This is a genomic window from Pseudomonas sp. KH_046_2, assembly GCF_057838985.1.
Genome location: NZ_CM174480.1, coordinates 293,107 through 315,594 on the forward strand (window position 1 = coordinate 293,107; position 22,488 = coordinate 315,594).

The window sequence follows — 22,488 nt, forward strand, 5'->3', positions numbered from 1 at the left end:
GGCCAGGTGCGTTTTTGAAGCTGGCGCCGGGTTATCAGGCGAAGACTTCGGCATCCTTGAGGAATGCAGCGGCCTGGTCCTTTGCCGACAGCTGCGGCGTGCCTTCCAGTTGCCAATCGATAGCCAGGTCCGGGTCGTCCCAGCGAATGCTGCGCTCGGCCGACGGGGTGTAATAATCGGTGGTTTTGTAGAGGAACTCGGCGAAATCGCTCAGCACCACGAAACCGTGGGCAAAGCCTTCCGGGACCCAGAGCTGACGATGGTTGTCGGAAGACAGTCGCACAGCGACCCATTTGCCGAAGTGCGGTGAGCTGCGACGGATGTCTACGGCTACGTCCAGCACTTCACCGACCGTGACGCGAACCAGTTTTCCCTGAGTATTTTCCAGTTGGTAATGCAGGCCGCGCAGCACGCCCTTCTGCGAACGGGAGTGATTGTCTTGAACGAACTCAGTGTCCAGTCCGGTGGCCTCTTTGAAGGCCCGGGCGTTGAAACTCTCGTAGAAGAAACCACGTTCGTCGCCAAAGACCTTGGGTTCGAGGATCAGAACACCGGGCAGGTCGGTGGTCACTACATTCATGGCGGCTCTCCAGCAGTGTGCGTTGAATGGCCGTCATTCTTGCGCAAAGCGCCGACCGGGGCGAGTGCCCAAGTAAAAATCTACCGGCCTGTTCCAGCCCCTGCAAATGACCATTACCGGCTCCGGGGGGTTGCGTATCGCCCGAACCAGTGGCGATATAGGCGCCTAATAAAATTTCAGGGGTCGTTGTATGCCGCTCGCCACGTTGATTCATCGCGCCAGTTTGCCCAGCCCGCAGGTGTCTGCGGAGCAAGCGCTAGGGCTGCTGGAGGAACATTACGGGTTCAGCGGCAGGTTGCACGCCTTGGGCAGCCAGCAAGACCTGAACTACCGCGTCGACAGCGAGCGGGGACGTTTCGTCCTGAAAATCTGCCGTGGCGACTACTCGGTACTGGAGCTTCAAGCACAACATGCCGGGCTCAGGCATCTGGGCGAACATCCCGATGTCCATGTGCCGCGTGTTATCGCGGCGAAAAACGGTGCAGACCTGCTGTCGCTGGACGTGGGTGGCCAGGCGGTGCACGTTCGCCTGCTCGACTACATCGAAGGCCAGCCGCTGACGAGCCTCGGCCATTTCAACCCGACGGTGGTGTCCGGCTTCGGTTGCCTATGCGGTGAAATGGACCTGGCCCTGGCGGATTTCGACCATCCGGGCCTGGTGCGAACCCTGCAGTGGGACGCCCGCCATGCTCACGCCCTGATCGCGCACTTGCTGCCGGTGGTCAAGGATGAAGCCCAACGCAAACTGATCCTCGAAGCGTCGGCGCAAGCCGAGCAGCATTTACAGCCACTGCAGGACAAACTGCCGGTGCAGGCCATTCACATGGACATCACCGACGACAACGTGGTGTGGCAGCGCGATGCGCAGCGCCATTGGCAGTTGCAAGGCGTGATCGATTTCGGCGACCTGGTGCGCACCTGGCGCATTACCGATCTGTCGGTGACCTGCGCCGCGCTGCTGCATCATGGCGAGGGCGATCCGTTCTGCATTTTGCCGGCAATCCAGGCCTATCACGCGGTCAACCCGTTGCAACACGAAGAACTGCTGGCGCTGTGGCCGCTGATCGTCGCCCGCGCGGCGGTGTTGGTGCTCAGTGGCGAACAGCAGGTCAGTATCGATCCGGGCAATGCCTACAGCCGCGACAACCTGGTCCATGAATGGGAAATCTTCCGTGTGGCCACGTCGGTGCCGTTGGCGTTGATGGAAGCGGCGATCCTCACCGCCGTCGGCCAGAACCTGCCCACCATCGGCAGCGAAGGCTTCGCGCCGCTGTTGCCGAGCCTGGTGGGGCGTGAGTTCGCGCTGATCGACCTGGGCGTGCTCAGTCCGCATTTCGAGGCCGGGAATTGGGAGCAGGAGGGCGTCGATCAGCGTCTGCTGGATGAAGCGGCCGCGGCACATGGCCTGGCGGCCAGTCGTTACGGACAATACCGCCTGTCCCACACCCGCCCGGACAGCGCCGCTGAACCGGACACTTGCCCGTTGCACGTCGAGTTGCGTGTGCCTCAGGGCACGGCGGTCGAAGCGCCGTTTGCCGGGGTGGTGCACTACCCATCGGCGGGCGTGCTGCAACTGGACGGCCCGCAATTGAGTGTGCGGCTTTGGGGCGTCACGCCGTCGCTGCACAACGGCGCGGCACTGGTCAAAGGTCAGGTACTGGGTTCGGTCGGCGGGCCATTGATCGTGCAGTTGTGCCGTGGCGCGTCGATCAATGCGCCGTTGTTCTGTACTCCTTCGCGCGCGGCGGCCTGGCAAGCGCTGTGTCCATCACCGGCAGCGTTGCTGGGGCTGGCCTGTGACGCCGAAGCCGAGCTCGATGGGCCGACCTTGCTGGCCCGGCGCGATGCCAGCTTCGCCCGCACGCAAAAACACTATTACGTCGACCCGCCGCGCATCGAACGCGGCTGGCGCAACCATTTGATCGACATGCAGGGCCGTTCCTACCTCGACATGCTCAACAACGTTGCGGTATTGGGCCATGGTCACCCGCGCATGGCGGCGGTTGCCAGTCGCCAGTGGTCGTTGCTCAACACCAACTCGCGCTTCAACTACGCAGCCGTGGCCGAGTTCTCCGAGCGGTTGCTGAAGCTGTCCCCTGACGGCATGGACCGGGTGTTCCTGGTCAACAGCGGTAGCGAGGCCAATGACCTGGCGATTCGACTGGCGTGGGCCTACAGCGGTGGCCGCGACATGCTCAGCGTGCTGGAGGCCTATCACGGCTGGACGGTGGGCGCGGATTCGGTGTCGACCTCGATCGCCGACAACCCCAAGGCGTTGAGCAGCCGCCCGGACTGGGTGCACCCGGTGACCGCGCCAAACACCTATCGCGGTGAATTCCGTGGCCCCGACAGCGCGCCGGATTATGTGCGCAGCGTCGAACACAACCTGGCGAAAATCGCCGAGCAGAAACGCCAGTTGGCCGGTTTCATCTGCGAACCGGTGTACGGCAATGCCGGCGGTATCTCGCTGCCCCCAGGCTATTTGAAACAAGTCTATGCCATGGTCCGGGACCGGGGCGGTGTGTGCATCGCCGACGAAGTGCAGGTGGGCTACGGGCGCATGGGCGATTTCTTCTGGGGCTTCGAAGAGCAGGGTGTGGTGCCGGACATCATCACCATGGCCAAGGGCATGGGCAACGGCCAGCCACTGGGCGCGGTCATCACCCGCCGGGAAATCGCCGAGGCGCTGGAGGCCGAGGGTTACTTCTTCTCGTCCGCCGGTGGCAGCCCGGTCAGTTGCCAGGTCGGCATGGCCGTGCTGGATGTGATGGAAGAGGAAAAACTCTGGGAGAACGCCCAGGTCGTTGGCGGGCACTTCAAGAAGCGCCTCGAAGCGTTGATCGATATTCATCCGTTAGTGGGCGCGGTGCACGGTTCCGGTTTTTACCTGGGCGTCGAACTGATCCGCAACCGCGAAACCCTGGAGCCGGCCACCGAAGAAACCACCGCATTGTGCGACCGCTTGCGTGAACTGGGGATCTTCATGCAGCCGACCGGCGATTATCTGAACATCCTCAAGATCAAGCCGCCGATGGTCACCTCGCGCCAGAGCGTGGATTTCTTCGTCGACATGCTGTCGAAGGTGCTCGCAGAAGGGCTGTAAACACCCCCCCCTGTGGGAGCGAGCCTGCTCGCGAAGCGGTCTGATAGTCGAAGTCTCTGTTGACTGACACGACCCTATCGCGAGCAGGCTCGCTCCCACATGGATGGTGCTTTTAGTTCGATTGATATCGGCTTTTTATCAACTGTTTTTGTAACGCTGGATGTAAGGTGCTTTAAAAGCCGATATTTATCGGATATAAAGTAGCCAGTCCACGGCGTGTACCAATGCGCTTCCATTTCTGTCAGGTATCAATGTCACTCCGGAGTCCTGAGCCATGACCACGTTGAACAGCACCCCTCGCGCCGACGGCTTCTACATGCCAGCCGAATGGGCACCGCAAACCCAGACCTGGATGATCTGGCCCGAGCGCCCGGACAACTGGCGCCTGGGTGGCAAGCCGGCACAAGCCGCTCACGTGGCAGTGGCCAAGGCCATCGCCCGTTTCGAGCCAGTGACCGTGGCAGTTTCCGCCGGCCAGTACGAAAACGCCCGTGCCCGTCTGGACGTGCCGAATATCCGTGTGGTGGAAATGTCCAGCGACGACGCCTGGGTTCGCGACACCGGCCCGACCTTTGTCATCAATAACAAGGGTGAAGTCCGTGGCGTGAACTGGGACTTCAATTCGTGGGGCGGTTTTGACGGCGGCCTGTATTCGCCGTGGAACCGTGACTCGCAGGTCGGCGGCAAGATCCTCGAGATCGAGCGCAGCCCGCGCTACCGCACCGAAGGCTTCGTGCTTGAAGGCGGTTCGATTCACGTCGACGGCGAAGGCACCCTGATCACCACCGAAGAATGCCTGCTCAACCGCAATCGCAACCCGCACATGAATCGCGGGGAAATCGAAGCGGTCCTGAGTGCGAACCTGGCTGTGGATAAAATCATCTGGCTGCCGGATGGCTTGTTCAACGACGAAACCGATGGCCATGTGGATAACTTCTGCTGCTACGTGCGCCCGGGTGAAGTGTTGCTGGCCTGGACCGATGATCCGCAGGACCCGAACTACCCGCGTTGCCAGGCGGCGATGAAAGTGCTGCAAAACAGCACCGACGCCAAGGGCCGCCCGTTCACGGTGCACAAGATGCCGATCCCGGGTCCGCTGTTTGCGACCGAGCAAGAGTGCGCCGGTGTCGATCCGGTCGATGGTACGCAGGAGCGCAATCCGACTGTTCGTCTGGCCGGTTCCTACGTGAACTTCCTGATCGTCAACGGCGGCATCATCGCGCCGAGCTTTGACGACCCGCAGGATGGCCCGGCAAAGGAAATCTTGCAGAACCTGTTCCCACAGCATGAAGTGGTGATGGTGCCTGGTCGCGAACTGTTACTGGGGGGCGGCAATATTCACTGCCTTACCCAGCAACAACCCGCGCCGCACAAGGAGTGAGTGAAGCCGTAACAGCTTGAGTTGATTGCGAAATTTCTCCGGCTGTCGATCAGCCACCCGCATTGCACGGAGCCCGCGGCCCTACAGGCCTGCGGGCTTTTTTGTAACTATAAGGACACACTTCAGAAACCTTGGCACAGCTCTTGTATCTCTGCTGTTGTAACTCGGGGAGGGGGAGGACTTCGATGTTCTGTCATAAACCTTGGATAAGTTAGCCGCTCACAAACCGGGAGAGAGCGCTGAAATGAACGCCGAAGTGAATGTTGTGGGCGAAAAGGCGTTGCATCCCCTGGCAGTAAACAGCGAATCGCTCCAGATCCTGGCGCACTGGTTCAAGTCCAATGGAATGCGTCAGATCAGCGAAACTGATCCGCGCCGGACGATGATCGAGCGTTACCCTGTTGGTTTATTCAGCGAAGCGGAACTGGATGCGTTGTGGGATGTAATGGAAGGATAAGAAGAACAACAACGGATTGAACAAAAAAAGCGCTGCCGGGATGGCAGCGTTTTTTTTGCGCGCAGATTTATGCAATCACCGCGATCCCCTTGTAGGAGTGAGCCTGCTCGCGATGGCGCCTGGTCAGTCAATATAAATGTCGACTGATCCACCGCTTTCACGAGCAGGCTCGCTCCCACAGGGTTTTGTGTGGTGGTCAGAAACTGTAGGTCCCCGTCACCACCAGGCTACGCGGTGCCCCCGGCTGGATCTGGAATGCACTGGTTGCCGACTCGTAATACGTCTTGTCGCTGATATTGTTCAGCGCCGCGCGCAAATCCCAATCCTTCTGGCGGAAGCCCGCCAAGGCGTCCCAGCGGCCATAGCCCGGTAACACGGTGGTGTTGAGGTTGTCGGCATAACGGTCGCCGACCAGGGTCAAACCGGTTTCGGCGTACCAGCCCATTTCCGGTTTCCAGGTCAGGAACAGGCTGCCGTTGTGCTTGGCCACGTTGTTGATGCGTTTGCCTTCCAGGCCGTTGTTGTCCTTTTCGATCGTCGCGTCCTGCAGACCCACGCCACCGCGCACGTACCAGTTGCCGGCAATCTTGCCGGCGGCGGTCAACTCGATCCCGCGTGAACGTTGCAGACCGGAGAGCAGGGTAATGGTCGGGTTGTTCGGGTCGCTGGTGCGACGGTTGTAGAGTTCCAGCTCATAGATGGCCAGCGTGGTACTCAGGCGATCGTCGAGCCAGTCACTCTTCACCCCGATTTCCTTCTGCTTGGTCAGCTCGGGGCTCAGGTCGTTGCTGTTGCCGGCAGCGCCCGGGGTGATGCCAATCAAGCCACCGCCGACCGGCGAAAACGTCTTGCTCCAGGAGGCGTAGAAGGAGTGATTTTGCAGCGGCGTCCAGACCACGCCAACGCGGGGGCTGGTGCTGTGGCTGTCACTGTCTTCGGAAATGTTGCGCACCTTGTTGGTCGATTCGATATCGAACGTGTCGTAACGCAGGCCGGCGAGCAACTGCCATTGATCGTTCAGGCGCAATTGATCCTGCACATACACCGCACGGCTCTCGACCTCGGTGTGAGTGTTGCTCGACACCACCATGCGCCCGGTATGACGCAAATTGCGGTCGGGGTTGTACAGGTCCAGCGCCGGTACCGGTGAACTGCCCGGCCCGGAAGTGGCGGCGGTGTACAACAGCGGGTCGCGGCGCTGGCTGCCGATTTCGATGCCGGTGAGCAGGCGGTGCTCCAGGCCAAAGGTATCGAAGCCACCTTCCAGCTCGACGTTGTTGTAGACGTTTCGAGTGTTCAGGTCCTGCTGCCAGTGCTGGCGCGTGACCTTGTTGGTGGCCGGGACGTAGCCGGACAGGTAGGTGTTGTCGAAATCGCTGTTTAGCTTGAACACACCCAGGGTCTGGCGCAGTTGCCAGTTGTCGCTCAGTTCATAAGTGAGTTTCGAGCGCAGGGATTGCGCCTTATCGTCGATGAAATCGTTTTCGCTGCCGTAGGTCGTATCGCGTCCCACGTCTGCCGGGCGACCGTTTACACCGGGGATGCCGCGATCCGGCGTGCGGTTGTAGCGGCTGTATTCGTACTGCACCAACCAGTTCAGGTCGGGTGTCAGCTGCCAGCTCATCGAGGGCGCGAACAACTGGCGATTGCCACTCACGCCATCGCGGAAACTGTTCTCATCCATGTTGCCCATGTTCAGGCGCAGGCTGATGTTCTCCGAAGGGTCGGTGCTGAGGTCGGCATAGAGGCTGCGCAAGTCTTCGCTTCCACCCTGGGCTTCAATGGTCGAGCGGCGACCGAACTCGGGCAGTTTGCTCACCCGGTTGACGATGCCGCCCTGGCTGCCACGGCCATACAAAACGGCGGCGGGGCCTTTTAAAACGTCGATGCGTTCGATGTTGTGCAGGTCGCGCACGTATTGGCTGTCGTCGCGGATGCCATCGAGATAGAAGTCGTTGCTGGCGTCGAAACCGCGGATGCGCAGGCTGTCGAAGCGGGTGTCGGCGCCGCTGCTGACGTTAGGGATGCCACTGAGCGCGGTGCCCAGATCGTTGGTGCCGTAATCCATCACGTTCGAGGTTTTGATCGAGTCGATGGCTTGTGGCACGTAGCGCACCGGTGTGGCGGTCCGGGTCGCGGTGTTGGTTTGGGTCACGCGCGGGTCGTCGGCTTCAGCTTCGGCGCTGATCGATGTGGCAGGTAAGGTGGTCGGTGCAGCGTAGGAAAAACCGGCAGACAACAAGGCAGAGAGCCCAAGGCTGTAGGGCGCAAGACGAAAAGGGGCAGGCATTGAAGAGCGTATCCGTAGGATTTTAGATTGAAGCGTGTAGGAGGTCGCGAATAGTAATGCTTGTCATTTGCTGTTGTTAGCTGTAATTGAGAACTTATCTCATTTGATTGTTTCGAATTGTGTCTGAGCTAATACAAAAGGCCTACGCATTCATTCGACCGATTCAAGCAACAGACTGAAAGCCAATCCGGCGTTTTTCCGCAGCCGCTGCGGCACTAACCTGCCGACATCGAATTTTCCTGAATTTCTGTCGGAGCTTTCCCATGATCCTGCATTACATCTACGACCCCTTGTGCGGTTGGTGCTACGGCGCCAAACCGCTGCTGCACGCCGCTCAGGCTGTGCTGCCCGTGGTTGCCCACGGTGGCGGCATGATGACGGGAGCCAATAGGCAAAAGGTTTCGCCACAACTGCGCAGTTACGTCATGCCCCATGACCGGCGCATTGCCGAATACAGCGGGCAGCCGTTCGGTGAAGCCTATTTCGAAGGTTTGCTGCGCGATCACACTGCCGTGTTCGACTCGGCGCCACCCATCGCTGCGGTGCTGGCTGCCGAGCAAATGGCCGGTCGCGGGCTGGAGTTGCTGGGGCGTTTGCAAAGTGCTCACTACGTGGAGGGGCGCCGCATCGCCGATGAGTCGGTACTGTTTGAACTTGCCCACGGCATGGGGCTGGATCGTCAGGCTTTCGAAAGCGCCTTCAGGGCGGCCGACACCGAAGGCCATATCAGGAACAGCCGGGCTTTCCTGGCCAAGGTTGGCGGGCAGGGCTTTCCGACACTGGTGCTTGAGCACAATGAGCAATTCACCCTGATCGATATCGGGCCATGGCTGGGCAAACCCCAGGTATTTGCGCAGTGGCTGGGTCAGTCGCTGCCCGATCAGGGATCATCCATTTCCGTAGCAGCCTGCGGCCTCGATGGCTGCATTGATTGATTATTCCTGCCGCGTAAAGCAATTTCTTAGACGGTTTTCGCCTGTTTTTAGACGATTCCTGAAATTGACACATCATTGAGGGCGCAGCTACGATTCGGCCCAACGCCTGTGGCCGACCGCCACGATCAAAAATTACAAAAAAGGCCCGCCGCGAGAGATCGTGGGCGGGCCTTTTTGTTTTCGTCATGAAAAAAGAGCGCGATAGCGCCGTTTCAGCCGTTCGACACAGCGCGTATCAACCGGAAATAAGGAAAAGAACACGATGTTGAACAAGCGAATCAGCCTGATCGCTCTGGGGATGTTGAGTGCGACACAGGCCATGGCGAACGACCAGGCCGAATCCAAGGGTTTTGTTGAAGACAGCAGCCTCAAAGTGCTGCTGCGCAATGCTTACATGAACCGTGACTACAAAGACGGCAACCCGGATAAATCCGAGTGGGGCCAGGCGGCCATCGGTACGTTCTCGTCCGGCTTCACCCAAGGCACCGTGGGTGTGGGTGTGGACGCTTTCGGGTTATACGCACTGAACCTGGAGCGCAGCGAAGACCGTAGCGGCGCGCAAGGCATCGATTTTTTCAAAAAGGGCGACAGCGGCCAACCGGCGGACGACCTGTCCAAGGGCGGCGCGGCGATCAAGTTCCGCCTGTCCAGCACCACCCTGACCTACGGCGACCAGATGCCGGCCCTGCCGGTGCTGAACTACGACAACTCGCGCCTGCTGCCGGAAAGCTACACCGGTACCCTGATCACCTCCAAGGAGATCAAAGGCCTGCAGCTCGACGCCGGTCGCTTCACCGCCGAATCGCGCAAAAGCGCCGAAGGCCGTGACAGCGGTGGCTTGAAGTCGATCAACGTATTGGGCGGTAGCTACCTGTTCACCGAGCAATTCAAGGCTGCGCTGTACGCTTCCGACGTCGAAGACGTGCTGAAGAAACAATACGTGAACGCCAACTACGTGTTCCCGATCGACAAGGATCAGTCCCTGACCCTGGACTTCAACGGCTACCGCACCAAGCTGGACGATTCCTACGTCCGCGAAAACGGTATCACCGGCGACGACAACAAGATCTGGAGCCTGGCAGCCACCTTCATCACCGGCCCGCACTCGTTCACCCTCGCACACCAGCGCAGCACTGGTGACAGCAACCTGGGCTACGCCTACGGCGGCTACCAGAAAGATCAAGGTCGCGTCGGCGACGGTGGCAACACCATCTACCTGGCGAACTCCTACTGGTCCGACTTCAACGCCGAAGACGAACGCAGCTGGCAGGTCGGTTACGGCCTGGACTTCAGCACCTTCGGTGTACCGGGCCTGAGCTACAACGTGGCCTATGTGCGCGGCGACAACATCACCACCTCCACCAGCGAAGGCGGCACCGAGCGCGAGATCTTCAACCAGATCAAATACGTCGTCCAAAACGGTCCGGCCAAAGACCTCAGCGTGAAACTGCGCAGCTCGGTCCTGCGCGTGTCGCAGAAGTCGAGCGAGTACAACGTCAGCGGCAACGAAGTGCGAGTGTTTGTGGATTACCCGATCAATATCTTCTGATGATGGGGTGTGGTATCGAGGCCTGATGCAGGCTGAGAAAAAAGAAGAAGCCCTGACTGGATCGGGGCTTTTTTGTGCTGTTGATTTGCTCATGTCGCCGAAACTCGATTTCAGTAACACGTTTTTCGAACGTGTCGTCCGCGGCGACATGTTCGGAAGACGTGTCGCAAAAAGTGAGAAATTGCGACACGTCTTAGTGCTTCAAATCGAGTGCTCGGCTATACGGCAATGCCGTATAGTTCCGCCCATGTTCACGAGGAAATCAGCAATGGTCAATGAACTGGAGCAATTCCAGCAGGACTTGCTGGATTCTGTGCGTCAAATGAAAGCAGGCAAAGCCGCGCGTGTGACTGAGGTGCCGTTGTCTGCAGCAGCTGAAGCACGGGCCAAAGTCGGTGTGTCTCAAAGTGCATTCGCCAAGCTGATTGGAGTCAGTTTGCGAACGTTGCAGGATTGGGAGCAGGGGCGGCGGCAACCGACGGGAGCGGCGCAGACGCTGTTGCGTGTGGCGAGCCAGCATCCTGAGGCATTGCGTGACCTTCAAGCGATTTAGCTAAGAAGACAAACTCCCTTCTCAACACATCGCCGAAATTGAGAAAGTCAGCAGGTCTTTCGATGGGCGCTAGTTCTTTGTATGCCTTCTCCTTTACTCATTACACCACGTAACGAATGAAGTTCCCGCCCCCACCTTTATCCCCTCCCGCCAACCCCATACATTCATCTCCAACGCCTCTCCCATCATCCCGACGGGAAGGTCACTGGAGTTGCCCTCATGCCTTTCGTAACCGTACGCATCACCCGCGATGGCGTTACCACTGAGCAGAAAGCTCAGGTGATTGCCGAGATCACTGAAACACTGGAGCGCGTTCTCAATAAACGCCCTGACCTGACCCACATCGTGATCGAGGAAGTCGACACCGATAACTGGGGTTACGCCGGAATCACCACCACCCAGTACCGCAAGCAACTGGCCGAGGCGCAAGGGTAGTCATGACGTCTTCCGTCACCATCGATTTCATCTCCGATGTGGTGTGCCCCTGGTGCGCGCTGGGGGCGACGGCGCTGGAGCAGGCGATTGAGAACGTGGCAGGAGAAATCTCGGTCGAGCTGACCTACAAGCCGTTCGAGTTGAACCCGGACATGCCGGCCGAAGGTGAGCCAGCGGTCGAACACTTGATGCGCAAGTACGGGAGAACGGCCGACGACGTCGCCGCCGGCAAGGCCATGCAGATCGCTCGCGGCGAGGCCATCGGTTTCAAGTTCGATCTGGAGAAGCGCACGCACTTCTACAACACCTTTGATGCACACCGTTTGTTGCTGTGGGCGTTGCAGGAAGGACGGCAGGTCGAGCTGAAGAAGGCTCTGCTTCGGGGCTATTTCAGCGAAGGCCAGAACCCGAGTGATCACCAGGCGCTGGTGCGTCTGGCGACTGAAGCGGGGCTGGATGGCGCCACTGCACAAGAGGTGCTGTCGTCCGGTGCGTTCGCCGATGAGGTGCGGGAGCTTGAGACGTACTACCAGCAGCGCGGCATCAATTCGGTCCCGGCCATGGTGCTGAACGGTCGCCACCTGGTGTCCGGTTCGCAATCGGTCGAGTACTACGAACAGATGTTGCGACAAATGGCGAACGCCCCGGCCGAAGCCTGATTACAGATTTCTACCCCACTTTTAATTGTCAGAGGTCTTCATCATGAGCATTTCGAAAAAAGTCATCGTAATCACCGGCGCATCCCAAGGTCTCGGCGACGGTATGGTCAAAGCCTTTCGTGAACTCGGTTACCGGATCGTCGCCACTTCGCGCTCGATCAAGCCGTCCACCGATCCGGACATTCTCACCGTGGCCGGTGACATCGGCGAGCCGGAAACTGCCCAGCGCGTCATCCGTGAAGCGATGTCCCGTTTCGGTCGCATCGACACCCTGGTCAACAACGCCGGGATCTTCATCGCCAAACCGTTCACCGCGTACACCGCGGAAGACTACGCCAATGTGTTGTCGGTGAACGTCAATGGCTTCTTCTACATCACCCAACTCGCCATCGCCGAGATGGAAAAGCAGGGCAGCGGCCACGTCGTCAACATCACCACCAGCCTGGTGGACCACGCCATCGACGGCGTGCCATCGGTGCTGGCATCGCTGACCAAGGGCGGCCTCAACGCGGCAACCAAATCCCTGGCCATCGAATACGCCAAGCGCGGGATTCGGGTGAACGCAGTCAGCCCCGGCATCATCAAGACCCCGATGCACGGCGAAGAAACCCACGCAGCACTGGGCAACCTGCACCCGGTCGGGCACATGGGCGAGATCGATGATATTGCGCAAGCGGTCGTGTATCTGGACGGCGCCAAGTTCGTTACCGGCGAAATCCTGCACGTGGACGGTGGTCAGAGCGCGGGTCACTGAAAGCGCGTTTTCAAACCCCGGAAACAACAAAGCCCCTGCATTTCTGCAGGGGCTTTGTTTTGTATGGTGCCGGCACCAGACGAACGGTAGCTTCGGCGGGGTTAGGTTTTTGCAGGTCTGGAGTTCGGTGGGAAATTTGGAGTGCCCCAACCAGTAACTATAAATAAATCAGTTGGTTATGGCTTTCAGTGGGATCGAATCGGGAACTAGTAAGCTGTGAGCATGTGCTGTGCTCGGTACGTAGATGGGTGTACGCCTACTCTGTTGCTGCATGTTTTGCCTTTAGCCGACGACCTTGAAAAACGCCGCCGCCAGCTCACTCAATTTCAGATGTTTGATTGCAAGATGCCATCCTTGCGCTTCAATTGACCTTAGTGTCATCCCGGCACATGGACTCCCTGATGGGAAAGGAAATCTGAATGTCTTCCCTGCAAGCTGAGATGCTAATTGAGCAAAAGGTCGCCAATGCACAAAAATCAACAGGCGTGGCTTATCTGCTGTGGTTTTTCCTGGGAGGCTTCGGTGGTCACCGGTTCTATCTCGGTAAGACCGGAACTGCGGTCGCACAATTGATTATCACGATCGTCGGTTTTTTTACTCTGATCCCTCTTATCGTCACAGGCATCTGGCTGCTAGTGGACCTCTTTTTGATTCCAGGCATTATTCGTGAGCATTCTGAAAAAGTTCGACATGATGCCCGCCTTGAAGTGGCTCTCATCCAGGAAAACTAAAGTTCGTTACCTGATTCGAGTCAATCTTGGAGGTCGCTGAGTAAACACGACTGATGAGGTTCTGCGCCGCTGGATCAACCCCGAAAAGGATCCAGACCCTGTCAGCTCTTGCTGGTAACGAATCGATTTGAGTACCGGCAACCTCAACCAGCCTGGCCATCAGTGGGCAGATCGACGTGCAAGCCTCGTTGCTTAGCAGCTCAAATTGTTTTCTACGCTGAGAGCCGGCTTGTCGAAGGGCCTCAAGTAGTTTTTTCCAGGCAAAGAAAACCCGCACGATTTGAGCTTGCTGACTGGGTCAACCTAGGCTTGGCGGGTGTATTAGGGTGCATTTTAAGTCGCTGGAGCAGGTCGTCAACGTCACGCTGAAGTGAAATTGTAGCGGGTAAGTGTGCAGCCAGATTTTGGTGCAGGTGAGGGGTAAGACGGTATCTACAGGGGCTGTTTGTAGCAGCTGGATTTCTGGATGCCAGAAACAACAAAGGCCCGCATTTCTGCGAGCCTTCGTTTTGTATGGTGCGGCACCAGACGAACGGTATGCATCGGGGAGGCCAGGTATTCCGGGCGTCTGGATTTCGGTGGAAAATTCGGCGTACCCCAACTAGTAACTATAAATAAATCAGCTAGTTATGGCGTTCGGTGGAATCGAATCGGGATTTTTGAAATGTCAGTACGTTGTCGGTCTGCAAGTAGTTCAGAGCCGCATACGGAATGATAAACCTTTTGAATTCGAACGTTGTCGATCATCCCCTCCGTAGAGAATAGGCAGGAATCCGCCAAAAGCTGCGGTGGCGACAGGCAACAGACGGCAAGAAGCGGGCGTTGACTTCAGCGCTACACTTGATTCTCCGCAGCGGCAAACCAGCATCACTTTTTTCGATTAGCTCTTCTAGCTTGCTTCTGGTTTTTGTTTCTGGACTTCTTGGCCTTCCCTTGTTTTTTTACAGCAAGCTCAGAAACGATGTTGGTGTCGGATTGGTTTTCGCGCGCAACAGGAAATTGATAGCTCCTGCTTTCGGCTGGATTTGAGGACTCAGCATAGATCCTAAGCTCAGCTCGCAGCCTCTCTACCTGGACTCGCTCATCCTCTGTGTACTCATCGTGCATGTATACACACAGATCCTCAGAGCCACCCTGGTAATCCTTCAATGGATGATCGAACCCGAGAGCGACGATGATTTTAGCTTGAGTAAATTTCAGCTTCGCGCATTGTGCATACGACAGCAGCATGCTGCACCGATACCTTCTGTACTCCTCATATGTCTGCCCTTCAAGCTTGGGGCATACCAAGAAAATATAGAGGAGACTTGGGGCTTGCCGGGTAGTCAGGGTACGAGCTCTTCGCACGTAATGCCCAGCCTTCGCCAGATCAATCATCTCGAAGAAGTTGCGGACAAGCTCGCGCCTCATGAACCTGGTTTCCGAGGCCATCAGCCGAAGAGCAAGCTCTGTTTCGTGGTTCTTCTGATCGGTACCCAGTTCAGTGAGCGCTGGATCTCCAATGGCGATAAATTTTTCGATTAATGCATCCCAAAAACCACTTTTCCTATTCTGGGCATGCATCTCCCTATACTCTGGCCGCGTTCGTAAGCCTGAGTATAGGGTCTCGTCGAAGGTAATGAGCTGGGGCAAACTTTCGGTGCGAGGGATGAACGAACTTTCATTCTCATCCGAATGCATGAGGTAAGCTGCTATGAGCTGCTCTTCCCCTGCACTGAATACAGTCGTGTTCGGATTGAGTAGAAAGGCCTTGCGCGCGCTTATGTAATCGATGAAGTCCTTCACCGTACTCATCTCGCTCATCAACACTTCAAGCGAGAGCTCGTCAAATACGTGGACAAATTCTTTATTCGGATCTAAAGGTCCAGTGGTAAACGGGATATCAGAGTAGGCATTGTGATCCTCCCCCGTTTTGATCATGAGTGACCCAACACTACCTGGAAAATGCTTCGCACAAGTCTCGGCACTCCCGCGAGTGATAGCAACAAGATGAAAGTGCACCCTCGAAATGTCGGGAATCTGCACAGGAAGAGGCCGGGTGCATTTTGAGTCCAAAAAGATCCTTTGAGGAAACCTCTCAAGCCAGCTTTTTGCACCGTACAACTGTTTCGCAGAGCTCGATACAGCACGTTTGTACCACCGTTTCCACGCAACGGAGGTGTCGACTTCGGATTGGTAGATAATGTGCTTGTCTGAAAAAATTACAACATCATCTCCAAACACCACCATTACGTCTGCGAATTCCTTCGCGCTACCTTTTCCATCGCGCATATCTTGGTCGGTGTGCAGGTTGGCATGGGCCCACAAACTCAAGAATGACTTCCGACACAGTCTCATCAGCAACCGTTCGGACTCGTTGACCCCTTCTGCATCCGATATATCGAAAACACCTAATCTTTCCGAGCTAGACATTGCCATCCTCCTTACCTGTTAAGAAAAATCTAACAGAATTAGCGACGTGGAGTAATGGCAATTTGTCGCACCGACGAAACTGAAGACAGCCCGTTGAGGGTGGTCTTCGACAAAACCAAGGGAGATTCAGCTAGTAGAGAGTAATCATTCGTAGAAGGCGATCATCAGGCTTGTATTCAAGAGCAACATTCATGCGGGCCGGTTGACCTGGAACGGACCGCGGAACCTCAAGCACGACATTGAATGTCTTCACATCGTGATCCTTCATGTAGCGAAGATTGTAAATGTAACTAGCTTCAATTTTTGATCGAATTAAATTTACCAATTGTTCTTTTTCGGTCCCAACGAGTCCTCCCTTAATTAGCTTACCTGCTTTTAGTAAGTAATCGTACTTGGCGTCCTCTATGAGGATGTCCATGCCAGCCAGCGGTGATACCGTACTCGCAATTGCATTAAGAGAAAAATGCGTATCTGTCTCAAATTCAGGAAAAGTTGGTCGTTCGATTTTGTAGCTAAGGAAGTGGCTAAAATCATGTAATTGGATACTTCGTATCTGAAAACCAAGGTCCTCAAATGGATATAAGGTTATGTTGATGTCCTCATCATTGGACCGATCATCCTCATGAGCGAGAAGTATCACGCTCTCACGCTTTATACAAAGATTGACTAAAATAGTAGAAAGGTAAGACTTTGCTGTTGAGGTATAAGTGGTCGGAATAAAACCTAAATACGCAGGAAACGATTTAAGCCCTTCATGGATTCGCTTTAGAGAAGTGTCGGTGATATTCGTTAAATATACGCAAAAAAGAAGATTGCTATGTTGATACTCAAATGATCTGACTAGAATTAAATTCTCTTGAAGAAGATTGAAGACGAACTCTTGCTTTTCATTGTCCGCAACTAGATCTCCAGCGAGGATACTTTGAGTGCTTTTAGGATCCAGCAAAGGTAGAATTTGATGCATTACCTCACGACCATAGCTGCTAGATTCTATCGCAGTTGAATTGAAGATAAAACCTGCTTCGTTGCGATCCAGCGATGGAACCAGTGCAGTTTTTAGTTTTGTATAGTCTACCCCGCTCTTGCCAAGATCACGAACGGTACTACGAAACATTGACTGAATTTCAGCCATCATTCTTGGCTGAGAAATATTAAAGCTTTCGCTAACCACCTCAAGAAAAACATTACCTCTAGCATTCAGCGTGAAAATAGTGTCCATATAATAAAGACTCGTTGAAAGCGGGATTGACGCTCGTACCTTAAAGGCAGAGTAATTTCAGTAACGACCTATCGCTCCTGATACTATCATAGGCAACGATATCTAACTCTGGCTGGAAACGGCCTTTTCACGAGCACAATAATAGTATTGTGGACGTCGGCAGGACATGTCGTGGGCATTTTCTCACGATCCAAATTGCATTTTTTGGAATTTTAGATTTTCCGCACCAACAACACTCGTTGCGACGTAAACTCATATGAAGTTAATCTGTATATTTTTTAGATGTGTTTTTTTCAATATGATATTTTAATCACTCCCAGTTTCGTAGATGTCTCTAATAGTAGTTTCTGGATCTGGCCGCGTGAGTTTCCTCGTTAGCTACATAGGTATTGGTAATTCTGTTTAGGTCGCGTAGGCATATAAATACCTGGGAAGAGCAAGCTCTTCCGGTATATGCTCCAGAGCAGGTTTAATTCACCTTCACGGAATAAATAGCGCCTTATTTCTTACGGGCTCCTAAGGTTGGGATTACCAATTCTTTTATGATTTTCTCGGCCTGATCAATCTGGCCGGTGGAGGGTAATGGATCAAGTCCATTTTCAGCGGCGTCTATCTTATTCATCCAATCGGAATACTCTTCGTCAGTAAAATCCTTGGCGAGTTTACCTTGGTGTTTTTCAATAAAAACTATGAGTTTTTTGGTTAGTGCCTTCACTTCCTCACCAAGCTCTGCTTGTGGATAATCGTCAAAAATATCTTTTTGATAGTCATCATGTACAGCTTGCTTTAAGTATCGGCTCAAATAATAAAATGCCGATCGAGCTTCAGGTAAGGGAGTATTTAAAACTAACGACTTAAGCTCATTCATTTTAGCCAATCCTGATTATGTCAAATGCTGACTGAGGGAGATCTGAAAGTATATATTCATATGATAGTGGGTTTGCACGCTCTTTAACATCGACCTTTTTGTAGAATGGTACCGCTTCTAAACGCGATATTACGCAGAGCAATGGCTTGAACTGTTGATCTGTCGCCCTCTTAGAGATAGTAACAATTTCATCGTGAACCTCCTGTGTTATCTTTCCTAACCTTAGCATAATGCCCGCGCCATTTCTGATACCACGACGGTTTAGCTTTATTTTGGTATTGTGCAAATCTGCCCCGGCAATCTCTTTTTGCAACGTGTTGTAGATTTCAAGAGGAGACGAGCTTGGAGGAACAGTGAAGTGTGGAGACTGAAAATCCGAGCCGAAATAAGGCGTGCACCACATGTAATGTTTATCATCGTAGTATTTTTTATTAATATTGTACGCTAGCGCAGTCATGGTTGAATACAATATTGGATTTTGTATGTTGCTAAGTGACATGAGCTCTCCATAATAATTGTTTTGATAACAAGTCGTGCGCTTGAGCTAAGCTTTTCTGTTAAACGTAGATAGCGAAAATTGTTTCGTCTTGGCTATCTCCATAGAGCCCGGCAGCTAGCTCTTGACGACGTCAAGGGTAGCGTGGCACTCAGCAAAGATTCAATCGAGATAGTATTTTAGTCCAATGGTCTGGGGGACACTGCGGCCCGCTTCGGAGCGAAAGCGAGCCGTCTCGAACGCCAGCGTCCGGCCGGAAGTGACCTGGTGCGAACGCCCACAGCCGTTTTCTGACCTTCGTTTAGCGGTTGAACTGCCAGGGTTTTCCTAGACGATGAGTGAGTAATTGCATGGTCAGCAAATAGTAATAGCGCGTCGATTCGGTGCGCTGGTTTAGATGGTGATTCAAAAACCACGCAAGGTGTTTTCTCTGCCAAGTCCATGGATTGTCGCGTTGCCAGCGCTCAGCGATTGCTGTTTGGATAGCTTTCGCCTGACGAAGGTGGCGCTGGCGGGTGGTATGCGACCCCGTCAGGACGCCTGACAGGAACAGATCCATATCGAATGCCATTCTCATGCTCGACCACCAATGTAAGCCGCCACCACGACGATACGACCGTGCCCCAGCTCGCAGCTGACTTGGACTCGGGCCTCCTGATCAAGGCGTCGGTCGAGCTGGTAGCAGTTGCCGCCATTGATGGGCGCGAGATGTCGAGTGATTTGCTCATAGCGTTCGCATGCATAGGCAGCCCGCAATTCGTGGAAACCTTTGAGGTTGTGCATATGGAGGATGTCCCGTGCGGGACGGACGATTCCCTGCACAAAATCGAGGTAGCTTTCGTTCGGTGCAAGCAGGTTGCGGCTACCGTCGGGCGAGACCTTTTCGGCAAACCTCAGGGCGTCACGAATATGATCATCTACCCTGATCCAGCGAGGTGCCGACGCACCTGAGCGGCCCCCTTTGGTGCCATCCTGGATGTTGATTTTGTCGTAGTGTTCGGCTTCACGTTTTAGACGCGGTAGGTCGGCCAAAATGGCCTCGCGTAAGCGCATACCGGTGGCTCGCGTCAAATGCGCAATGGCGGCGGCGCGCGCCTGCTGGTGTTCGCAAAGCACGTCGACGATCCGTTTCACCTGTTCGCGGTCTTGGCCTTGCGGCACTGAACGACGAACACTGGTGCGCCGCATTCCCAATGCCTTGCTCGGACTCACGACCTTCACATGCAGATCACCGCGAAGCGCAGCCATGGTCCGATTCACGCTAGACAACCGGTTTTGCGCGGTGGCGATGGCGAGCTCACCTTGTTCAACTTGCTCGCGCAGATGTCCGGCGTAGTCCAGCAAGGTCTGCCGATCAATTTTTCGCGCATCGTTAAACCCCGGCCCAGCCTCCGACCGACACCAGCGTACAAACGCCAGCCAGCGATCACTGTGTGCCTTGACCGTGCCGTAATGCCCGCCGCCAAACAGATCACGTAGCGCCTGTGGCCCGGCATAACTCAGTTGCCGTCCATAGCCAAAATTGCGCCCGTCACGTTTACCGACCAGTGCCATGATCAAACTCCTCTCGAAGCTAACCCTTAAAACCCTCCCCACGTCATCCCGCCAAGAATGTTGAGTGTTATCAGGGATCAAGGCCCCTGCGACCTGTGAGGGTTGTCCATTAACGCGGGACTGACGGCTCCTTACGACCGGGAGCTTGGGCATCTCATGATCTGGCCTCCTGAACACTTCCAAGAAAGTGGGCGGGTGGAGGCTGCGCTGGCTGACGAGACCGGCGCCGCGAGATCCTGAGTCGGGTGAAGGCAGTGATGCGATGACCGGGGCATGCCTGACTGTCAGTCAGGTGCAGTCCATTCCGTGGGCTGCGGCACCTTCATCTGCATCGCTGTTGCTGGTGACTTCGGTGTTTGTCACGCCGATTGTCACGAGGGGGAATGCCGCAAAGCCTTGTACGAGATGGGCTGCAGCAGCGGTAGGAGCGCCCGTCTCTTTCCGGGAGAAAGAGACGGGCGCAGGTTGGCGCAGTGAAATGGCCAAGCGAATAGATTGCTGCAGGGCAGCTATAAAAGGGTATGAGTTGCCGCAGTGGGCACTCGGGTAGAAGTAGGCATCCATCACATCGCTGTGACCGTGCGAGCCGCCGGACGCTAATCGCACTTTGGGAGAACCACCACGGTGTGGCGTAGCCTTAAAGGTTCTGGCTACCTGGGTTGCTGTCAACGACAGCGCTTTGCCCGATCTTTTCTACGCCTGTGGATAATTTGGGTCAAGGCTCGAATTTTCGGGAATTCTGCGGCTGTGGATGAAATTATCCACCGGTGGAAATCTATGGTTTTCCACAGACAATTCGCGTGGGCTTTAGATTTTTTAAATGAGGTCCATCCAAGCAGGGCGGCTTTGCAGCCCCGCTTGGATGGACCCGCGTGGAAGGGCGGACTGCGGTGATCTTATTGGCTTACCCACGTTTGGATGCGCCGCGGCTATTTTGTAGGGCGGTAATGTTGTCGCCGACCGGGTGAGCGAATTCGTGGGGAGTCACATGCCCATGGCGGTTGGCGTCGATGTAGTTGCTCCACCACGCCATGATCAGCCTGCGCTGTTCGAGGAATTCGGCCTTGTGGATATACGCGGCGCGCACGCGGTTGCGTTCCTTGTGGCTCATTTGTCTTTCGATGGCTGCGTCGGTCCATAACCCGGACTCCAGCAGGGCGCTACAGGCCATGGTCCTGAAGCCGTGGCCGCACACGTCCTTGCTGGTGTCATAGCCGACGTTGCGGAGCATGGTGTTCACCGTGTTCTCGGACATGGGCTTCCAGTACTTGTGGTCTCCCGGTAGCACTAACTCTGAAAAACGACTGAGGCTGCGCAGGCGCTCCAGTATTTCGATGACCTGTGGTGATAGCGGAACCATTTGAATGTCGCCGTTCATCTTGGTCCCTCGTGTGGAGTTGCGTACCCCTTCAATCGGTGCGCGTGTATCGGGGATTTCCCACATGGCGCGTTGGAGGTCGAACTCACTCCATCGCGCGAAGCGCAGTTCGCTGGAGCGGACGAATACATGCAGCGTGAGTAGGACGGCAAGGCGTGTCAGCTCGCGGCCGTTGTAGTTGTCGATACGGTGTAGCAGTTCGGGTAGGCGGTTGAGGGAGAGGGCCGGGCGATGGATTGTGCGCGGCGCGTGAATCGAGCCTGCCAGATCCAGTGCAGGATTCATGGTGATCTGCCGAGCCCTTTTGGCCCCGCGCATGATGGTGGATAAGTAGTTCTGTACCCTTAACGCCACATCCATGGTGCCGCGATCCTTGATGCGCTGGGTAATCTCTAGCAGGTCGTGGGTATCGAGTTCAGCGATGGGTCGTTGGCCGATCAGCGGGAAGACGTGGGTGCGCAGTCGGCTCATTACGGTTTTTGCGTGGCCTTCGGTCCAGCGGCGGGACATATCAGCGTGCCACTCCAGAGCAACGGTTTCGAAAAGCAGTGCCGCCCGTTGGGCTACGATCTTGGCCTTTTTCTTTTCTTCCATTGGATCGAGGTTGTCTAGCAGCAACGCCTTGGCTTCGTCTCGCTTACGCCGTGCGACGGAAAGGGTAACGATGGGGTAATTGCCGATGATGAGCGTGCCTTCCTTGCCGCTGGGCTTGGTGTACTTCAAGCGCCAGGTCTTCACGCCATTGGGTTTGACGAAAAGGTACATGCCTCCGCCGTCGAACAGTTTGTAGGCGCGTTCGCGGGTTTTGGCCGTGCGGCATTGCAGGTCGCTGAGGGGGATCGCTAGACGTGGCATAGGGGTACGCGCTCCTGACCGGGAAATCGCAGTACCCCTAACATACCCTCGGGGAAGGGGGATTTTGTTGGATCCCGACAGAGGGTCCTGGAACGAAAAAACCCGCCAAAGGGCGGGTTTTCGGGGCTTCCAGAGCATTCGGTGGAATGCAATGGAGCCTAATGTGGTGCCGGCACCAGGAATCGAACCCGGGACCTACTGATTACAAGCGGCTTGCTATGATGTTTTTCCTCGTTTCACAAATTACCTAAAACGTCGTGTAGGCCAGTAGTTACGCGG

The 22,488-nt window shown here is 55.6% G+C and carries 19 protein-coding genes; 10 read left to right on the forward strand and 9 right to left on the reverse strand.

The annotated features are described in order from the left end of the window. Positions 1–34: 34 nt before the first annotated feature. The gene (rfbC, locus tag AC3IX1_RS01335; RefSeq protein ID WP_489386832.1) at positions 35–580 is read right to left on the reverse strand and encodes a dTDP-4-dehydrorhamnose 3,5-epimerase; all 546 of its coding nucleotides are present in this window, start codon (positions 578–580) and stop codon (positions 35–37) included. A 190-nt stretch (positions 581–770) separates the two neighbouring features. Here rfbC and AC3IX1_RS01340 point away from each other — a divergent pair, with 190 nt between their 5' ends. The 3 genes from AC3IX1_RS01340 (at position 771) to AC3IX1_RS01350 (ending at position 5,521) form a co-directional block, all read left to right on the forward strand. Further along, a complete protein-coding gene (locus AC3IX1_RS01340; RefSeq protein ID WP_489386833.1) occupies positions 771–3,683 on the forward strand; it encodes an aminotransferase in 2,913 nt (970 codons plus the stop codon). Between the two features lie 274 nt (positions 3,684–3,957). Continuing rightward, a complete protein-coding gene (gene aguA / locus AC3IX1_RS01345; RefSeq protein ID WP_489386834.1) occupies positions 3,958–5,064 on the forward strand; it encodes an agmatine deiminase in 1,107 nt (368 codons plus the stop codon). Between the two features lie 244 nt (positions 5,065–5,308). Next, positions 5,309–5,521, forward strand: coding sequence for a hypothetical protein (locus AC3IX1_RS01350; protein ID WP_489386835.1), 213 nt, complete (start codon positions 5,309–5,311; stop codon positions 5,519–5,521). 196 nt (positions 5,522–5,717) lie between these two features. Here the strand turns inward: AC3IX1_RS01350 and AC3IX1_RS01355 are convergent, their stop codons facing one another. Beyond that, positions 5,718–7,811: a TonB-dependent receptor gene (locus AC3IX1_RS01355; protein ID WP_489386836.1), complete on the reverse strand. Its 2,094-nt coding sequence runs from the start codon at positions 7,809–7,811 to the stop codon at positions 5,718–5,720. 263 nt (positions 7,812–8,074) lie between these two features. Between AC3IX1_RS01355 and AC3IX1_RS01360 the strand changes: the two genes are divergently transcribed. From AC3IX1_RS01360 to AC3IX1_RS01390, 7 genes are all read left to right on the forward strand, one after another. Then, complete coding sequence (locus AC3IX1_RS01360) at positions 8,075–8,746, forward strand: DsbA family protein (protein WP_489386837.1); 672 nt, start codon at positions 8,075–8,077, stop codon at positions 8,744–8,746. Positions 8,747–9,008: 262 nt separating this feature from the next. Next, a complete protein-coding gene (locus AC3IX1_RS01365) occupies positions 9,009–10,295 on the forward strand; it encodes an OprD family porin (RefSeq protein WP_489386838.1) in 1,287 nt (428 codons plus the stop codon). 268 nt (positions 10,296–10,563) lie between these two features. Further along, on the forward strand, positions 10,564–10,848 hold the full coding sequence (locus tag AC3IX1_RS01370) for a helix-turn-helix domain-containing protein (protein ID WP_008003166.1): 285 nt from the start codon (positions 10,564–10,566) through the stop codon (positions 10,846–10,848). Positions 10,849–11,067: 219 nt separating this feature from the next. After that, positions 11,068–11,283 (forward strand): tautomerase family protein, encoded by a 216-nt coding sequence (locus tag AC3IX1_RS01375; RefSeq protein ID WP_489386839.1) that lies wholly within the window; start codon positions 11,068–11,070, stop codon positions 11,281–11,283. Positions 11,284–11,285: 2 nt separating this feature from the next. After that, positions 11,286–11,942, forward strand: a complete 657-nt coding sequence (locus AC3IX1_RS01380; protein WP_489386840.1) for a DsbA family oxidoreductase — start codon at positions 11,286–11,288, stop codon at positions 11,940–11,942. A gap of 43 nt (positions 11,943–11,985) precedes the next feature. Beyond that, positions 11,986–12,696 (forward strand): SDR family NAD(P)-dependent oxidoreductase, encoded by a 711-nt coding sequence (locus tag AC3IX1_RS01385; protein WP_150726491.1) that lies wholly within the window; start codon positions 11,986–11,988, stop codon positions 12,694–12,696. Between the two features lie 419 nt (positions 12,697–13,115). After that, positions 13,116–13,427, forward strand: coding sequence for a TM2 domain-containing protein (locus tag AC3IX1_RS01390; protein WP_489386841.1), 312 nt, complete (start codon positions 13,116–13,118; stop codon positions 13,425–13,427). A gap of 867 nt (positions 13,428–14,294) precedes the next feature. Here the strand turns inward: AC3IX1_RS01390 and AC3IX1_RS01395 are convergent. The 7 genes from AC3IX1_RS01395 to AC3IX1_RS01425 form a co-directional block, all read right to left on the reverse strand. Beyond that, a complete protein-coding gene (locus tag AC3IX1_RS01395; RefSeq protein WP_489386842.1) occupies positions 14,295–15,839 on the reverse strand; it encodes a hypothetical protein in 1,545 nt (514 codons plus the stop codon). A gap of 130 nt (positions 15,840–15,969) precedes the next feature. After that, the gene (locus AC3IX1_RS01400) at positions 15,970–17,058 is read right to left on the reverse strand and encodes a hypothetical protein (RefSeq protein WP_489386843.1); all 1,089 of its coding nucleotides are present in this window, start codon (positions 17,056–17,058) and stop codon (positions 15,970–15,972) included. Positions 17,059–17,557: 499 nt separating this feature from the next. Next, positions 17,558–17,926: a hypothetical protein gene (locus tag AC3IX1_RS01405; RefSeq protein WP_489386844.1), complete on the reverse strand. Its 369-nt coding sequence runs from the start codon at positions 17,924–17,926 to the stop codon at positions 17,558–17,560. Between the two features lies 1 nt (position 17,927). After that, a complete protein-coding gene (locus tag AC3IX1_RS01410; protein WP_093543069.1) occupies positions 17,928–18,425 on the reverse strand; it encodes a hypothetical protein in 498 nt (165 codons plus the stop codon). 298 nt (positions 18,426–18,723) lie between these two features. Then, the gene (locus AC3IX1_RS01415) at positions 18,724–18,999 is read right to left on the reverse strand and encodes a hypothetical protein (RefSeq protein WP_458292883.1); all 276 of its coding nucleotides are present in this window, start codon (positions 18,997–18,999) and stop codon (positions 18,724–18,726) included. After that, entirely contained in the window at positions 18,996–19,976 is a 981-nt protein-coding gene (locus AC3IX1_RS01420) for an integrase domain-containing protein (RefSeq protein WP_489386845.1), read from the reverse strand. The genes AC3IX1_RS01415 and AC3IX1_RS01420 overlap by 4 nt, the downstream gene beginning before the upstream one ends. A gap of 904 nt (positions 19,977–20,880) precedes the next feature. Beyond that, positions 20,881–22,209 carry a tyrosine-type recombinase/integrase gene (locus AC3IX1_RS01425; RefSeq protein WP_489386846.1) on the reverse strand — a complete coding sequence of 443 codons (1,329 nt, stop codon included), beginning with the start codon at positions 22,207–22,209 and terminating at the stop codon, positions 20,881–20,883. Positions 22,210–22,488 lie beyond the last annotated feature (279 nt).

Excerpts from the sequence above, each read along its gene's own strand:
- AC3IX1_RS01380 (WP_489386840.1), top strand. The coding sequence starts at position 11,286 with ATGACGTCTTCCGTCACCATCGATTTCATCTCCGATGTGGTGTGCCCC.
- AC3IX1_RS01375 (WP_489386839.1), top strand. The coding sequence starts at position 11,068 with ATGCCTTTCGTAACCGTACGCATCACCCGCGATGGCGTTACCACTGAG.
- AC3IX1_RS01365 (WP_489386838.1), top strand. The coding sequence starts at position 9,009 with ATGTTGAACAAGCGAATCAGCCTGATCGCTCTGGGGATGTTGAGTGCG.
- AC3IX1_RS01385 (WP_150726491.1), top strand. The coding sequence starts at position 11,986 with ATGAGCATTTCGAAAAAAGTCATCGTAATCACCGGCGCATCCCAAGGT.
- AC3IX1_RS01360 (WP_489386837.1), top strand. The coding sequence starts at position 8,075 with ATGATCCTGCATTACATCTACGACCCCTTGTGCGGTTGGTGCTACGGC.
- AC3IX1_RS01425 (WP_489386846.1), bottom strand. The coding sequence starts at position 22,209 with ATGCCACGTCTAGCGATCCCCCTCAGCGACCTGCAATGCCGCACGGCC.
- AC3IX1_RS01370 (WP_008003166.1), top strand. The coding sequence starts at position 10,564 with ATGGTCAATGAACTGGAGCAATTCCAGCAGGACTTGCTGGATTCTGTG.
- AC3IX1_RS01405 (WP_489386844.1), bottom strand. The coding sequence starts at position 17,926 with ATGAATGAGCTTAAGTCGTTAGTTTTAAATACTCCCTTACCTGAAGCT.
- AC3IX1_RS01420 (WP_489386845.1), bottom strand. The coding sequence starts at position 19,976 with ATGGCACTGGTCGGTAAACGTGACGGGCGCAATTTTGGCTATGGACGG.
- AC3IX1_RS01395 (WP_489386842.1), bottom strand. The coding sequence starts at position 15,839 with ATGTCTAGCTCGGAAAGATTAGGTGTTTTCGATATATCGGATGCAGAA.
- aguA (WP_489386834.1), top strand. The coding sequence starts at position 3,958 with ATGACCACGTTGAACAGCACCCCTCGCGCCGACGGCTTCTACATGCCA.
- AC3IX1_RS01355 (WP_489386836.1), bottom strand. The coding sequence starts at position 7,811 with ATGCCTGCCCCTTTTCGTCTTGCGCCCTACAGCCTTGGGCTCTCTGCC.
- AC3IX1_RS01415 (WP_458292883.1), bottom strand. The coding sequence starts at position 18,999 with ATGAGAATGGCATTCGATATGGATCTGTTCCTGTCAGGCGTCCTGACG.
- AC3IX1_RS01400 (WP_489386843.1), bottom strand. The coding sequence starts at position 17,058 with ATGGACACTATTTTCACGCTGAATGCTAGAGGTAATGTTTTTCTTGAG.
- AC3IX1_RS01350 (WP_489386835.1), top strand. The coding sequence starts at position 5,309 with ATGAACGCCGAAGTGAATGTTGTGGGCGAAAAGGCGTTGCATCCCCTG.
- AC3IX1_RS01340 (WP_489386833.1), top strand. The coding sequence starts at position 771 with ATGCCGCTCGCCACGTTGATTCATCGCGCCAGTTTGCCCAGCCCGCAG.
- AC3IX1_RS01410 (WP_093543069.1), bottom strand. The coding sequence starts at position 18,425 with ATGTCACTTAGCAACATACAAAATCCAATATTGTATTCAACCATGACT.
- rfbC (WP_489386832.1), bottom strand. The coding sequence starts at position 580 with ATGAATGTAGTGACCACCGACCTGCCCGGTGTTCTGATCCTCGAACCC.
- AC3IX1_RS01390 (WP_489386841.1), top strand. The coding sequence starts at position 13,116 with ATGTCTTCCCTGCAAGCTGAGATGCTAATTGAGCAAAAGGTCGCCAAT.